9 protein-coding genes and 1 tRNA gene are annotated in these 15,105 nt (G+C 67.0%); 3 read left to right on the forward strand and 7 right to left on the reverse strand.

The genetic code is table 11. The features are described from left to right. Window positions 1–14: 14 nt before the first annotated feature. The 4 genes from uxaC to ABLE38_RS02125 all read right to left on the reverse strand — a co-directional run bounded on the left by uxaC (window position 15) and on the right by ABLE38_RS02125 (window position 5,321). Complete coding sequence (gene uxaC / locus ABLE38_RS02110; protein WP_348972514.1) at window positions 15–1,463, reverse strand: glucuronate isomerase; 1,449 nt, start codon at window positions 1,461–1,463, stop codon at window positions 15–17. 14 nt (window positions 1,464–1,477) lie between these two features. Continuing rightward, window positions 1,478–2,788, reverse strand: a complete 1,311-nt coding sequence (locus ABLE38_RS02115; RefSeq protein WP_348972515.1) for an MFS transporter — start codon at window positions 2,786–2,788, stop codon at window positions 1,478–1,480. Window positions 2,789–2,824: 36 nt separating this feature from the next. Beyond that, entirely contained in the window at window positions 2,825–3,625 is an 801-nt protein-coding gene (locus tag ABLE38_RS02120; RefSeq protein ID WP_348972516.1) for a 2-keto-4-pentenoate hydratase, read from the reverse strand. 280 nt (window positions 3,626–3,905) lie between these two features. Continuing rightward, window positions 3,906–5,321: a glycoside hydrolase family 28 protein gene (locus tag ABLE38_RS02125; RefSeq protein ID WP_348972517.1), complete on the reverse strand. Its 1,416-nt coding sequence runs from the start codon at window positions 5,319–5,321 to the stop codon at window positions 3,906–3,908. 192 nt (window positions 5,322–5,513) lie between these two features. Between ABLE38_RS02125 and ABLE38_RS02130 the strand changes: the two genes are divergently transcribed. The 3 genes from ABLE38_RS02130 (at window position 5,514) to ABLE38_RS02140 (ending at window position 13,731) form a co-directional block, all read left to right on the forward strand. Beyond that, complete coding sequence (locus tag ABLE38_RS02130; RefSeq protein ID WP_348972518.1) at window positions 5,514–9,284, forward strand: LamG-like jellyroll fold domain-containing protein; 3,771 nt, start codon at window positions 5,514–5,516, stop codon at window positions 9,282–9,284. A gap of 14 nt (window positions 9,285–9,298) precedes the next feature. After that, entirely contained in the window at window positions 9,299–10,783 is a 1,485-nt protein-coding gene (locus tag ABLE38_RS02135; protein ID WP_348972519.1) for a DUF885 family protein, read from the forward strand. Window positions 10,784–10,854: 71 nt separating this feature from the next. Then, window positions 10,855–13,731 carry a TonB-dependent receptor gene (locus ABLE38_RS02140; protein WP_348972520.1) on the forward strand — a complete coding sequence of 959 codons (2,877 nt, stop codon included), beginning with the start codon at window positions 10,855–10,857 and terminating at the stop codon, window positions 13,729–13,731. 57 nt (window positions 13,732–13,788) lie between these two features. Here the strand turns inward: ABLE38_RS02140 and ABLE38_RS02145 are convergent, their stop codons facing one another. The 3 genes from ABLE38_RS02145 to ABLE38_RS02155 form a co-directional block, all read right to left on the reverse strand. Continuing rightward, the gene (locus tag ABLE38_RS02145; RefSeq protein WP_348972521.1) at window positions 13,789–14,193 is read right to left on the reverse strand and encodes a YbaN family protein; all 405 of its coding nucleotides are present in this window, start codon (window positions 14,191–14,193) and stop codon (window positions 13,789–13,791) included. An 89-nt stretch (window positions 14,194–14,282) separates the two neighbouring features. Then, a tRNA-Leu gene (locus ABLE38_RS02150) sits at window positions 14,283–14,368 on the reverse strand. A 73-nt stretch (window positions 14,369–14,441) separates the two neighbouring features. Next, window positions 14,442–15,104: a hypothetical protein gene (locus tag ABLE38_RS02155; protein ID WP_348972522.1), complete on the reverse strand. Its 663-nt coding sequence runs from the start codon at window positions 15,102–15,104 to the stop codon at window positions 14,442–14,444. Window position 15,105 lies beyond the last annotated feature (1 nt).

The raw sequence follows: 15,105 nt of genomic DNA on the forward strand, positions 1-15,105 counted from the left end.
CTCCGTTGGTTGGATCAGGCCGCGGCGGCGACGGGCGCCGGCGCGGGTTGGTCGAGTTTATAGGCCTTGCGGACAAGGCCGTTGGTGAGTTCGTGGGCCAGCTCCGCGGCTTCCCAGTCGAGCAGCCGCCCCTCGGCGACCAGCTTAGCCAGGAACCCGCAATCGACTCGCCGGGCGACGTCGTGGCGCGCCGGGATCGAGAGGAAGGCGCGGGTATCGTCGTTGAAGCCGACGGTGTTGTAGAAGCCGGCGGTTTCGGTCACCTGCTCGCGGAAGCGGCGCATGCCCTCCGGCGAGTCATGGAACCACCAGCTCGGGCCGAGCTTCAGGCACGGATAATGGCCCGCCAGCGGCGCCAGTTCGCGGCTGTAGACCGTCTCGTCGAGCGTGAAGAGGATGATCGAGAGATCGTTCGAGGTGCCGAACCGGTCGAGCAGCGGCTTGAGGCCGTGCACATAGTCGGTGCGCATCGGGATGTCCGCGCCCTTGTCGCGGCCATGGCTCTCGAACAGCCCGCCATTGTGGTTGCGGAAGGAGCCCGGATGGATCTGCATCACCATCCCGTCCTCGACGCTCATCGCCGCCATCTCGGTCAGCATCTGGGCGCGGAACAGCTCGGCGTCGCTCGGCGTCCAGTTGTTCGACAGGATCGTGCGGAACAGCCGCTCGGCCTCGTCCTTGCTCAGGTTCGCGGTCGCCGCGGTCGGGTGGCCATGATCGGTCGCAGTGGCGCCGGCAGCGCGGAAATCGGCGCGGCGCTTGCGGTGCGCGGCGAGATAGCCGTCCCAGCTGTACACGTCCTCGCCGGTCTTCTCGGCGAAGATCTTCATCGCACCGTCGAACTGCTCATGCTCGACATCGATCACTGCATCGGGGCGATAGGTGGTGACCACCCGGCCGTTCCAGCCGCTGCCCTGGATCGCATGGTGCGGCGAGAGGTCGTCCTGCGGTCCCTCGGTGGTGGCGAGGAAACCGATGTTGAACCGGTCGAACAGCGCCCGCGGCTTGAACGCGTCGGTCGCGAGCTTCGCGTTGATCGTGTCGTAGTAATGATCCGCCGTGCTCGCATCGAGCGCCACGTCGAAGCCGAACACCTCGCCGAACACATGGCCCAGCCACATCGCCGAGGGCGTGCCGCGGAACAGATAGCTGTGCTCCGCGAACGTGCGCCACGCCGCGCGCGGATCGGTCGCCGGCATGCCAGCCTTGCTCGGCACGCACAGCGCGTCGAGCGACACGCCCTGCGAATAGAGCATGCGGTAAATATAGTGATCCGGCGAGAGCAGCAGCTCGGTGGCGTTGGACCAGTTGGCATTGGTCGAGAACCAGGTCGGATCGGTGTGCCCGTGCGGGCTGATGATCGGCAGCCCAGCCACCTCGGCATAGAGCGCCCGCGCGATGCTCCGCGTGCGGTCTTCCGCCGGAAACAGCCGGTCGGGGTCAAGCTTCAGGGGCCGGGCCATCGATCAAATCCTCCTTAGACGACGTCGACGCGCTTCAGGCGCGGCGACAGCAGGTGGATCGAAAGCAGCGCCAGGAAGTAAGCCGCACCCGCGACGATGAACAGCGGCGCATAGCTGCCGATCACGTCGAGCACATAGCCGGCATATTTCGAGAAGAACATGCCGCCGACCGCGCCGATCGTGCCGCCGATCCCGATCACCGAGCCCACCGCATAGCGCGGTACCAGGTCCGAAGGCAGGGTGTAGAGCGTCGCCGAGAAGCTCTGGTGCGCCGCCGCGGCCACGCCGACCACGAACACGCTGATCCAGAGATTGCCGTAGAAGGTGGTGAACATCACCGGCAGCACGAAGCAGGCCGAGATCAGCATGGTGATCTTGCGCGCGCTGTTGACGCTCATGCCCGCGTTCATCAGCCGGCCCGAGAGCCAGCCGCCCGCGACCGAGCCGACATCCGAGATCAGGTAGATCGCGCCCAGCGCGATCGCCGCGGTGGGCGAATCCCAGCTGGTCAGGTTGAGGTGATATTCCTTGCCCAGCCAGCTCGGCAGCCAGAACAAATAGAACCACCAGATCGGGTCGATGAAGAACTTGCCGAGTGCGAAGGCCCAGGTCTCGCGCGTGACGAGCAGCTTGCCCCACAGGTTCTTGACCTTCACCACCGGATCGGCCGGATCCTGGGTAATGTAAGCGAGTTCTTCTGCGCCCACCTTGGGGTGATCGGCGGGCTTGTCGCGGAACACCGCGAGCCAGGCGATCAGCCAGGCGATGCCGAACACGCCGGTGACGACGAAGGTCATGCGCCAGCCGATCGCGGGCACCAGGGCCCAGATCAGCAGTGGGGTGAGGATCGCGCCCACGTTCGAGCCAGCGTTGAACAGGCCGACCGCAAAGGCACGTTCCTTGGCAGGGAACCAGTCGGTCACCGCCTTCACGCCCGCCGGGAAGTTGCCCGATTCGCCGATGCCCAGGCCAAAGCGCGCCAGGGTGAACTGCATCACGCTGTGGACGCCGCCATGAGCGACATGCGCGATCGTCCAGATCACGACGGCGATGGCGTAGCCGAAGCGCGCGCCGATCGCGTCGACGATCTTGCCGAAGCCGAGATAGCCGATGGCGTAGGCGAGCTGGAAATAGAAGACGATGTCGGCATAGTTGGTCTCGGTCCAGCCGAGCTCCTTGGAGAGATCGGGCTTGAGCACCGCGATCATCTGCCGGTCGACATAGTTGATGGCGGTCGCCGCGAAGAGCAGCCCCACGATCACCCAGCGATAGCGCCCGATGCGCGACGCCGCGCCGGAGACCACTGCCTCCCCTGAACTCGCCATTACTCTCTCCCCTTGTCTTTTTCCGCGTTTCGCGACTCAGTCGTAGATGCCGACGATACGGCACTTAACGCTGTAGTCCTGCGCGAACCGCGCCTCCACCAGCTCGCCGACGCGAACGGGGTGGACGCCCGTCACCGCGCCGGTGGAGATCCACTGGCCCGGCGCGAGCGGCAGCTGCCGGTTGGCAGCAAGCTCGAACAGGAAGCGGACGGCGCCGAACGGTCCGTCGAGCATCGTGCTCGCGGTCGCCTCGCCGGCCACTTCGCTTTCGATTGTTAGCGCTACCGGCCACTCAAGGAAATCCGTGCCGCGCGGAATTTCCGCGCCGATCACCAGGCCGTTGTTGTTGCCGAAGTCGGAAACCGTCACCGCCGGGCCGTGCAGGTTGATGCCGGGAAAGGGCGAGCTCGCCACTTCGATGCCGACATGGATCGCATCGACATATTCCGCGACTTCCGCGTTGGTCCAGGCGCGATCGAAGCTCTCGGGCAGCTGGCCCAGGCGGAGCAGATATTCCGCTTCGCCCGCGGCAAAGCCGTGCTCGAACACCGGCATCTCGGGCACTTCGCCCTCGCCCGGCTCGACAATCGAGTCGGCGAAGATCGGGCCGGTCAACCGATTGGAGCCGAACGTGGCGTCGAGCGGCTCGGGGATCTTGCCCACTTTCCAGCCGGCGACCCGGTCGCCGAACAGGGCGATCGCGCGTTCCTGGATGCCATAGGCCTCCTCGAGCGTGCCGGGCAGCTCGCCCGGATAGTCGATCAGCGCATTGCCGGTGTGGCGGGCCGAAACAAATGCTTGGGCGATGGCCTCGGCCGGTTCCCGTCCTTCAATCAACGCAAATTCCCCATGTTGCAGGTCGCGTGAGAGCCCTCGCCATGCCCGGCCGCACAAATGCAGCCGCGCCCGACATCGCTGCCCCGCCCCGCTTCACCTGCCCCAAACCGCTCGCCTCCTGCAGTCTTGGGCTCTGGATGAAGACAGGCCGGAACCGGTGCCGGACCATGTCGAGTAACTTGCGCGCGATCTCCTCTCCGAGTGGCCGCGGCCCGGCTTTGTGCGGGTCCGCGGAATGTCGAATGATGCTACCGGTGTCAGGGGGACGCGTCAACGCACCTCAAGCGAGTTGATCCGCCAATGCCCCGTTTATCCGCACATTTTCGAGGCGGAGCCCCTCGGTGTACCGGACGATGCTCGGCTGGGCGACCCCGTCGAAACTACAGTCCCTCAGCGTGATCCCGGTCACCGGTGCGCCCGGCAGGCCCTGGCTGTCGAGCACCCGCACTGCGTTCTTCACGCGCAGTTGCTCGATCACGATGTTGCGCAGCTTGGGCACGAACGGTCCGTCGGCGCCTTCCTCATAGTTGAAGTCGCAAGTGATCGCGGCCTTGCCGACCTGGCCGACATCGAGGTTGCGATAATAGAAATTCTCGAGCAATCCGCCGCGCAAGGCGTTGTTCTTGAAGCGGATCGCGTACCAGAGGTCGGGCGAGTCCATCACGCAGTCCTGCGCGAAGATCCAGCGCGCGCCACCCGAAATCTGCGAGCCGACCACCACGCCGCCATGTCCCGCCTTCATCCGGCAATTACGGATCAGGATGTTCTGCGACGGCCGCGCCAGCCGGCGGCCATCGGCGTTGCGCCCCGAATTGACCGCGATGCAATCGTCGCCTGTGTCGAAAATGCACTGCTCGATCAGCGCGCCATCGACCGATTCCGGGTCGCACCCGTCATTGTTCGGCCCGTGCCCCAGGATATCGAGCCCGCGCACGATCAGGTTGCGGCAGAGCACCGGATGCACCTGCCAGAAGGGTGCGCCGCGCAGCTTGACGCCCTCGATCAGCACATTCTCGCAGTCATAGGGCTGGACGAAGGCCGGGCGCAGGAAATCGCCCTCGCCGAACACCCGCTGCTCCACCGGCACGCCGCGCTCGGCCATGTCGAACAGCCGCGCCCGCGCCTTGCGCTGGTCGGGCATGCCCTCGCGCCAGCCATGATCGACCGTGCCGCCCCAGGGGCCCTTCCACGCCCACCAATGCTGCGCGTCCGCCTGCCCGTCGAGCGTGCCTTCGCCGGTGAGCGCGATGTTCTTCTGCTGCCGCGCATAGACGAGCGGCGAATAGTTCATCAGCTCCATCCCTTCCCAGCGCGTGAACACGATGGGGTAGTGCGCGGGATCGGTGCTGAAGAGCAGGGTCGCGTCGCGGGTGACGTGCAGGTTCACACCCGATTTGAGGTGCACCGCCCCGGTCAGGAAGCGCCCTGCCGGCACCACCACCCTGCCCCCGCCCGCCGCGCTGCACGCCGCAATCGCCGCGGCGATCGCGCGGGTGTTGAGCGTGGTCCCGTCGCCCTTGGCGCCGAACGCGGTGATGTCGAAGTCACGCGCGGGGAACACCGGCGCCTTCACCGTCCGGGCGATCGCGGCCGCACGCGCCCAGGGGTCACCTTCGGCGGCAAAAGCGAATCGCGGCGCCAGCCCCAGGGCGGCGCTCGCGCCGGCATGGCGCAACAGGTCACGGCGCGAAGCCATCGGCAATCTCCCCTCGGTCCGGCCAACAGTTGCTAGTTTTGACACCGGTTGCCGCGAAGCTGTCGCTTCCGCACGGCAGCGTCAAGCGGACATGCTCCGGAAACGATAAAGATATTGCCACCGGTGTCAGCCGACGCCATGCTTGACACAAGGGACGCACAAGACCGTCCTGTCCGTTCAGAGAGGCATGTCATGATCCGCACTTCGGCAACCAGCATCGCCCTGGCCTGGGCGCTCGCGCTCGGCGCCGGCCCCGCCGCTGCCCAGGCCGGTGACGACGGCCTGCTCTTCCGCGCCTCGGGCGACAGGAGCGGCACGGCAGAGAAGGCCGCCGGCGATCCGGTTCCCAATTTCCAGTCCAAGGTTACCAGCGTGCCCGATGGCGCGATCGGCGGCGCCTTCCGCTGGGCGGACGACGGCTATATCGCCTGGAACGCGCCGGGGAACATCGAGGCGCAGCGCGGCACCCTTTCCTTCTTCTGGCGGTCGCGCGATCCGGTCGGCGAAGCGCCCTTCGTGATCTTCCGCGTCGGTTTCGCCGATCACACCAGCTGGGACATGGCGTTCCTGCGCATCGATTGGAACGGCCACGGCTTCGATGCCTTCGTGACCGATGCGAACCTCTCGCGCGTCCGCGTCTCGTTCAAGATGCCCGCGCTGCCCGCGCCCGACGCCTGGCACCATATCGCCTTCGCCTGGGACGAGGCGGTGGGCGTGCGCCTGTTCGTCGACGGCAAGGAGGCCGCGCGCAAGGACCAGAAGGCAGATCTCGACGCCGGGCTCGACCAGTTCGGCCTCGCCGCGCGGATCATGGCACCGCACCAGGTGCAGAGCCGCTACAGCTTCATGCGCGGCAGCGATGTCGACGAGATCCGCGTCTATGACCGCATGCTCGATCCCGCCGGCGTGGCCGCGCTCGCCGCCAAGGCCGAGCCCGCGCCCTCGCCCGCCCCTGCGGATGCCGGCAAGCGCGCCGCCTGGCTCCACCGCTTCGGCTGGGACAGCGCCTCGCCGCCGGTGCTCGCCGACAAGGTCACCAGCGTCCGCAAGGTCGAGTTCGCCGATGCGAAGGACCTGAAGGAGCGCAACTGGAAGGGCGTCGACGGCATCGCCGAGACGACCTGGCCCGGCGTCTACAACCGGTCGAAGCTCCCCGGCCGCGACGATTATTTCGAGCTGCCCGACTGGAACGTCTATGTCGAAGGCGGCAAGGCCTATACGCTGACCGTCCCCGCCACCGAGAAGTTCAACCGCGTCGAGATCCGCGGCGCCGCCTATGGCGCGCTCGACTATGCGCCCGAGGGCAAGGATTTCCGCAGCCTCGCCAAGCGCCCCCAGGGCGTCGTCCGCAGCGTCACGTCGCTCGGCGAGGCGCAGGGCGGCACGCTGCGCTTCACCAACCTGATGCAGGAGCAGCCGATCCAGGAGCTCTGGGCCTATGATGTCGGCACCGCGAAGGAGCCCGAGGGCAGCTTCAAGCTCAGCTACACGGTAGACGCCAAGGTCTCCGCCGATCTCGCCGCGCTCGACGGGCTCAACCGCTTCATCAAGGGTCGCTACCCCGCCGACGAGCAGAATACCGTGCTCGCGCTGCCGCCCGGTGCCGGTTCGGCCGCCGCCGGCGCGGGCAGTGCCGCCGCAACCGGTGCCGCAAAGCACGCCGAGGGCGCGATGCCGATCGTCCACGTCCTGATCCCCTCGGGCTTCGGAGACGCCTATCCCGGCCGCGCCCTCGCCCGCGCCTGGAATTATGGCTGGGAAAACACCCGCGACGGGCTCGACGGCATCGCGCTCGACATTCCCGCGCTTAAGGCGACGCCCGGCAAGGACGGGCTGATCCCGCTCAACATCAAGGTGAAGGACCCGATCTGGCCGGGCCGCGACATGATCGACCTGTCGGTCTCGGTCCGCCCCGGCGAGGCACGCACGCTGTGGCTCGACCTGCGCGACCGCATCCTCACCAATGACAGCCTTTATCTGGGCGTCGCCTCCGCCGCGCCCGACTTCGGCCCCGCCTCGCTCGACGGCATGAACATCCGCCTGGTGTTCAAGGACCGCGCCGCGGCGCTGCCCGAGCACATCGCCGACCGGTTCAACCAGGTGAAGGACAATTGGGGCTTCCTGGTCGAGGAGCACACCGCCTCGAAGCGCGCCGCGCTTTATCGCCGGGTGTTCGCCGATGTCGCCGATCTGCTCCGCGTCGATCCCGACAATGCGGAGGCCCGCCGCTATTGGGCGGACATCAGCTACGGCGCGCAGAACCTGCCCGAGTTCAAGCAACTCGAAGCGCCCGCCGGCGTGCCGCTCTGGGCCTTCCGCCAGCTCGAGGACCTCAAGATCACGCGCCAGTTCGTCAACTGGTGGATCGACAATCGCCAGGTGCCGTACGGCGATTTCGGCGGCGGCATCTCGGACGATACCGATCTCACCCAGCAATGGCCGGGGCTGGCGCTGATGGGCGTCGATCCGGACAAGATCAACGCGTCGCTGCGCGCGCTGTCGGACGCGGTCTACACCAACGGCATGCGGGTGAACGGCCTTGGCTATATCACCACCGACGAGCTCCACGCCTATGAGGAAGGCCTCAACAGCGATGCCGAGCGGCTCTATCTGAACTGGGGCGAGCCCAGGGCGATCGAGCGGCTGATGGCAACTTCCAAGGCGCTCGAGGGCGTGATCCTCCGGAACCCCGCCGGGCACATGCACTTCGCCTCCAACTGGTATGGCGGGCGCAAGATCTACCGCGAGGGCTCCTGGGAATGGCAGAAGCCCTACAGCTTCACCGTGATGCACGCGCCGATCCTGGTCGGGCTGTACAACGGCAATGCGGAAGCGCGTGGCCTCGTCACCGGCGTGACCGACGGCTGGCTGGCGCATGGCAAGCAGGACGCCAAGGGCAACTGGACCTACCCCAACGAGATCAACTGGCGCACCGATGCCGAGCGCGTCGGCGACGGCGGCGGCGTGCCCACCCCCTATCAGTCCGCCTGGGCGGCGTGGCGCTTCACCGGCGACGCCAAGTATCTCGCCCCGGTGCTGAGCCGCACGGCGAAGAGCGGCGCCGGCTCGGTGCAGGACCTCAACGAGAACGTCATCGCGCTGCTCGGCGCCGACAAGGACTGGGCCAAGTCGCTCACCGCCAAGGCGCAGAAGGGCGGTGCCTTCGAGCAATGGGCCGCCTGGGACGCGACCGGCGACGTCAAATATCTGGAGTCGCTTCACGCCGCCGCGATCGAGGACAAGGCTCAGCGCCAGTACATGTACACGGAGGGCCATTGGTGGTCCGACCGGGTCGACCAGCCCAACGAGATCCTCCAGCGCGAGCGCCTGGGCGGCATCGCGCTCCGCCGCAACCAGACCTGGCCGGGCAATGCGGTGAGCTGGCGCTTCGACGATCCCGAGGGCGCGCTGAAGACCGCGATCCTCGTCCCCGGTGCGACGCCGGACCATTTCAAGGTGATCGCCTACAACACCGGCGACACGCCGCAACCGGCCGAGATGACGACCTGGAACGTCGCGTCCGGCGATTGGGAAATGGTGATCGACGGCAGCACCATCCCGCTCCATCTCGAGCGCAGCGCATCGACCCGCATCACCTTCGCCCCGCACGCCACCACCGAGATCGAATTCACGCTGAAGACGCGCGGCGAGGACGTCGCCACGCGCCCCGATCTCGGCATCGGCAGCGACGATGTCGTGGCGAAGGGCGGCAAGCTCGCCGTAACGGTCCACAGCCTCGGCGCAATCGCCACCGCCAGCGGCACGCTGACGCTCGAGGACGCCGCGGGCAAGGCACTCGCCACTGCAACCATCCCGGCCCTCGCCGCGCCGCTCGACCTGACGCCCAGGGCCGCGACCGTCCGCCTCGCCTTGCCCAAGGGCGCCGTCCGCGTGCGCGTCGCGCTGCCGGGCAACGCGCCCGAGGTGACGCAGCTCAACAATGTGGTGGCGCTGCCCCGCTGAACCGGAGGATCGTGATGCGCCGCCGTCAGTTCCTCGCCGCCGCCAGTATCGCCGCGCTCCCGCGCGTGGCGCTGGCCGCGCCGAATCGCGATGCCGAGCTGCGCGCGGCGCTCGACGGCCTCGCATCGCTCGACACGCCGACGGCCAGGCTCGCGCGATTGAAGGGCTTCGATACCGCGTCGCTCTCGCCCTCGCCCCGGATCGACCTCGAGACGGTGCGCGCCGGGCTCGCGGTCGACGCCAGGCTCGTCGCGCGCTTCCCGATCGGCAAGCTCGGCCGTTCACCCTATGCGGTCTCGCCCAATGCCGGTGCGTGGCGCGAGAAGGACGCCAACGCCCCGCGCATCGACGCCGAGACCGACCAGCTCCGCGCCGATGCGGCGCGCGGCGTGATCCTGCCCTCACCCCTGCTCGAAAGGACTCGCAAGGGCGTCGCGGAAGCCGCGGCCAGGGCTTCCGGCCCCTCCGCCGACGCGTTCCACCGCCAGGCCGCGAGCCTCGCCGACCTTGCCCCCAGGGCACCCGCCGAGCCTGGGGTCAGCCGTTTCCCCGGCGGCGCCGATTATTTCGCGCTGCTGCTCGAGCGGCATTTCGGCGCGGCCATCGCCCCGGCGGAGGCCGAGCGGCAGATGCTCGCCGCCGCGCGCAGTCTCACCGCCCGCGCCGACACCGTGCTCAAGCGCCTCGGCTACACCAAGGGCAGCGTCGGCGCGCGGATCCGCGCCGCGTTCCGGGACCCGCACTTCCTCTACAGCGACGACGATACCGGCCGCGACCGCGCCTTGGCGGACATGAACTCCTGCTTGGCCAGGGTGCCATCGCGCCTGCCCGCGCTGTTCGGCCCACTCCCGCCCGAATGCCGCAACGTCTCCGCGGTGCGGATGACGCGGCAGGAGGAAGCCGAGGGCAAGCAAGGCTATCGCACCGTGCCCACCCCGAGCACGCCCGGCGCCTATTACCCGGATCTCAAGCGCATCCGCGAGCGCCCGAGCTGGACGCTGCCCGCGGTCGTCCATCACGAGCTGCTGCCTGGGCACATGATCCAGCTGCCGATCGAGGCCGCCGCCGATCCACACCCCCTGCGACTCGAATATGCCCCGGCCTTTGCCGAGGGCTGGGCGATCTACACCGAGCAGCTGATGGCCGCCGAAGGCGCCTTTGCGGGCGACGATCATGGCCTTCTCGGCCATTTGCACTGGATGTTGTTCCGCATCGGCCGCGGACTGGTTGACACCGGTGTCCATATAAGACAGCATTCGCTTGCACAGACGAGCGAGAAGCTTGCGACATTGCAGGGAGAGGCAGCTTATTTCGCGCCGATGGCGCAGGATATCGAGCGTATCTGCATTGAACCCGCCATGCGCGCCGCAGAGGCGCTCACCTGGCTGGGCCTGGCACGCTTGGGCGCGGATGCGCGCCACAAAGGCCTGGAAACGCTCAGGAAATTCCATCGCGAGACTCTCGCCAACGGGCGCAGGCGCTTTGCGATGCTCAGTTAGGCCGAACGGGATCGGCTTTCTCGCAAGCTGGCGAACACAAGCCGGCTGCATCTACACTTGGGAGACGGATAATGTTGAAGGTAAAGCTCGGGCGAGGCTTCTGGTCCGCCGGTGTCTCGCTCGCGGTGATCGCGGGCGCAACGGTCGCGGCGCCTGCATTCGCGCAGGATGCGGCGCAGAACACCCCCGCCGATAGTGACGCCCAGACCGACAATACGATCATTGTTACCGGTTTCCGCGGCAGCCTTGCCCGCGCGCTCCAGTCGAAGCGCGAAGAGAATGGCTCGGTCGACCAGATCCTTGCCGAGGATATCGGCAAGTTCCCCGATCTCAACCTGTCCGAATCGATCCAGCGCGTCCCCGGCGTCGCCCTGGCGCGTGACGGCGGCGAAGGCCGCACCATCTCGGTGCGCGGCCTCGGGCCGCAGTTCACCCGCGTCCGCATCAACGGCATCGAAGCGCTGACCACCGCCGGCGGCGCCGATGCCAGCGGCGGCACCAACCGCACCCGCGGCTTCGATTTCAACGTCTTCGCATCGGACCTGTTCAACTCGATCACCGTGCGCAAGACCGCGGATGCCTCCACCGAGGAAGGCTCGCTCGGCGCCACCGTCGATCTGCGCACCGCGCGTCCGTTCGACTACAAGGCCGGGCTGACGATCGCCGCCTCTGCCCAGGCGAGCTACAACGACCTTGCCCAGAAGGCCAGCCCGCGCGCCGCGGGCATGATTTCGTGGCGCAACGCGGACGAGACCTTCGGCGTCCTCGCCTCTATCGCCTACACCAAGCGCAAGCTGATCGAGGAAGGCTATTCGACCGTGCGCTGGGCCAAGGGCTCGGCATTCGCCCCCGGTTTCGAGAGCGTGCTCGGCACCACCTGCGTCAACACCGGCGCCGGCGGCGCGAGCGGCACCACGGTGACGCCGGTCCCGCAGAACTGCGCCGACGCCAACGCCGCGCTCCACCCGCGCTTCCCGCGCTACGACTATTATATCGACAACCAGGAGCGCCTAGGCGCCACCGCATCGATCGAGTTCAAGCCGAGCGACAGCACCCATATCGTCATCGACGGCCTCTATGCCGACTTCAAGGCGACCCGCGAGGAGCGCTACCTCGAGGCGCCGTCGTTCAGCGTCGCCGGCGCCTGCACCGCAGCCACCCGCCCGACCAGCTGCGGCCTCGCCGATACCGACGTGACCGCGATGACGATCACCAACGGCATCATGACCAAGGGCACGTTCAACGATGTCGACCTGCGCGTCGAGGATCGCTTCGACGAGCTCGACACCAAGTTCAAGCAGATCACCTTCGACGGCACCCAGGAGTTCGGCGACTCGCTGAAGCTCAACATCCTCGCCGGCTGGTCCGAATCGAACCACACCAACCCGGTGCAGAACACGCTCACCTACGACCAGTATAATGTCGACAATTACAGCTTCGACTATACCAATGGCCGCGCCCCGACCTTCAACTTCGGCACCGCGCAATTGACCTCGCCCACCGCCTGGGTGCTCAGCCAGATCCGCCTGCGCGCGGCATCGGCCAAGAACACCTATGGCACGGTTGCAGGCGCGCTGACCTGGAAGGCCACCGACGGCCTCGATTTCGAGGTCGGCGCCGGCTACAAGCGCTACAAGTACCAGACCACCGAGCTGCGCCGCTCGAACGGCACCACCGCCAACCTCGAGACGCAGATCCCGGCCGCCGTCGCCGCGATCCCGCTCGCCAACTACAGCCAGACCGTCTCGATCCTCGGCCAGAGCTTCCTCGCGCCGAACTATTTCGTCGCGGAATCGCTGCTCAGCCTGCGCGACCCGACCATCTATGGCGGCGCGTTCAAGCTCGGGCCGGAGCCGGCGCTCGGCAACAATTCGCAGATCGAGGAGAAGGACACGAGCGCCTATGCGCAGATGAACTTCAAGCATGATTTCGGCAGCTGGAAGATCCGCGGCAATGCGGGCCTGCGCTATGTCAGCACCGATCAGGCCTCGACCGGCTTCGGCTTTGTCGGCGGCACGCTGAACCAGGTGACCGCGGGCCAGAAATATGACGACTGGCTGCCGGCGGTGAACCTGGTGATCGAGCCGACCGACAAGCTCGTCCTTCGCCTCGCCGCCGCCAAGGTGATGGCGCGCCCGAACCTGTCGAACCTGACACCCGGCGTCTCGGTCTCGATCTCGGGCGCCAACCGCACCGTTACGGTGGGCAACCCCGCACTGCTGCCGTTCCGCGCCAAGACCTATGACGCCGCGCTCGAATATTATTTCGACTCCGGCTCGATCCTGTCGGTGGCGGTGTTCCAGAAGGACATCTCCACCTTCGTCCAGACGCAGAGCTACACCGGCGCCTTCACCGGCAACCCCTTCGGCCTGCCGGACAGCCTGGCGACCGCCGCCTGCGGCGCCACCGCGAACTGCAGCCCGGCGCTCAACAACTGGACCTTCAGCTTCCCGGCAAACACGCCCGGCGGCAAGCTCCAGGGATTCGAAGTCAACTTCCAGATGCCGATGAAATTCCTGCCGGGCTTCCTCAAGAACACCGGCGTGCTGCTCAACTACACGGGCGTGAAGTCGGACATCAAATATCTCAACTCGGCCGGCGTGGTGGTGGTCACCGCGCCGCTCACCAACCTGTCCAAGCGCTCGGCGAACGCCACGGTCTATTATGAGGACAAGGTGTTCAGCGCCCGCCTGTCGGGCGCCTATCGCAGCGACTATCTGACCACCGTTCCGGGCACCGAGGTCGGTACCACCGTCCAGGGCACGCACGGCGCGTTCAACCTCGACGCCTCGGCGCAGATCACCCTCACCGATCAGTTCAAGCTGACTTTCGAGGCGGTGAACCTCACCGACACCTATCAGGACCAATATATCGAGCCGGGCGACCTGATGTCGGTCTATCACCATACGGGCCGCGAGTTCCTCGCCGGCGTCCGCTTCAACTACTGAGCTTCGCCTCCGCGAACCCCTCTGGCCGCTGCGTCCCCCGACGCGGCGGCCATTTTCTTATGGCCGCGCGCGCGGTGCCGGCCGGCTGAGGATGAACGCGGCGCAGGCGGCCATGACCAGCGCGACGATCAGGTCGACGGCGATCGTCGGCCGCGCCGTCCACCAGAACACCGCATAGCCGAACGCGATGCCCGAGCAGGCGAAGATCTTGGCCTTGCGCGGGATCGCCCCTTCCTCGCGCCAGGCGACCAGCGTCGGCCCGAAGCGCTTGTGGGTGAGCAGCCAGGTCTCGAGCCGCGGCGAGGAACGCGCAAAGCAACCCGCGGCGAGGATCAGGAAGATCGTGGTCGGCATCAGCGGCAGCAGCGCGCCGATGAACCCCAGCGCCACGAAGAACAGCCCGAGCGCGATCCACAGCGGCCGCGTCAGCCGGCTGCCCGGCCTGTCCTGCCCCTCATCCATGCGGCGCGTGCGTCATTCTGGCCCTCGAAAGCTGCGAATGATTAGCAATATCCAAGGAGATAGGAGGAAGCAATCGCTCGGGACCGCTTTGGTACGGGTGGTCGGACTCGAACCGACATGTTGTTGCCAACGGCGGATTTTGAGTCCGCTGCGTCTACCATTCCGCCACACCCGCATGCCGTTCCGGCACGGGGCCAGCATCGACGAAGCGCCGCTATACGTAGGGCTTCGTCAGATTTCCAGCGGGTTCAGCAGGGTTCGCCAAGCGGCCCTGCAAGCGCGGGGAAATCGGGGCGGTTCGACGTCGGAGCCGGCAAGTCGATCACGGCGCTTTCGATCCGCTCGTAGACCATGAGTTCCGAAAGCACGACGCCGTTCACCCGCAGCGCAATCTGGCCGGAATCGTATCGTCCAGTCATGATTTTCTCGCTCAGCGTCGCCAAGCGGGCACGCGTCCCGGACGTCAACGTGACCCGCAGGACCGGATTGTCCACGATATTCAGCGCGGGCTCCGTGCGGGCGACCGTCTCGCGACATAGCCGCAGCGCGCCGATCCACACGCCCTGCCGCATGGGAAGGATTGCCTGCTCGAAGATGCGTTCGGCCTCGGAGATTGCGGCGTCGAAGCGCGCGATCTCCACATTCCGGCGCTTAGCGCCGCATCGCAGGTGCAGGCGCATCTCCTCCACGATGTCACGCTCCGCTTTCGCACCCCACACTTGCAGGGCGGACCAGCTGAGTCGGAAATAGCGCTGATCGCGCCGCGCAAATTCGTCCTCGTTGTGCTGCGATTTTCCGGAACAATATTCGACGCGGAACAGCGCCCGGGAGGCAACCGTGAGCGCCGGCTCCAGGGTGGGTGGCAGCGCGAGTTCGCGGTCGGTCGCGAGGATCAGGGCGAGCGCCAGCATA

This window comes from Sphingomonas sp. KR3-1, from assembly GCF_040049295.1.
Lineage (GTDB): Bacteria > Pseudomonadota > Alphaproteobacteria > Sphingomonadales > Sphingomonadaceae > Sphingomonas.

Excerpts from the sequence above, each read along its gene's own strand:
- uxaC (WP_348972514.1), bottom strand. The coding sequence starts at position 1,463 with ATGGCCCGGCCCCTGAAGCTTGACCCCGACCGGCTGTTTCCGGCGGAA.
- ABLE38_RS02155 (WP_348972522.1), bottom strand. The coding sequence starts at position 15,104 with ATGCTGGCGCTCGCCCTGATCCTCGCGACCGACCGCGAACTCGCGCTG.
- ABLE38_RS02115 (WP_348972515.1), bottom strand. The coding sequence starts at position 2,788 with ATGGCGAGTTCAGGGGAGGCAGTGGTCTCCGGCGCGGCGTCGCGCATC.
- ABLE38_RS02145 (WP_348972521.1), bottom strand. The coding sequence starts at position 14,193 with ATGGATGAGGGGCAGGACAGGCCGGGCAGCCGGCTGACGCGGCCGCTG.
- ABLE38_RS02125 (WP_348972517.1), bottom strand. The coding sequence starts at position 5,321 with ATGGCTTCGCGCCGTGACCTGTTGCGCCATGCCGGCGCGAGCGCCGCC.
- ABLE38_RS02140 (WP_348972520.1), top strand. The coding sequence starts at position 10,855 with ATGTTGAAGGTAAAGCTCGGGCGAGGCTTCTGGTCCGCCGGTGTCTCG.
- ABLE38_RS02130 (WP_348972518.1), top strand. The coding sequence starts at position 5,514 with ATGATCCGCACTTCGGCAACCAGCATCGCCCTGGCCTGGGCGCTCGCG.
- ABLE38_RS02135 (WP_348972519.1), top strand. The coding sequence starts at position 9,299 with ATGCGCCGCCGTCAGTTCCTCGCCGCCGCCAGTATCGCCGCGCTCCCG.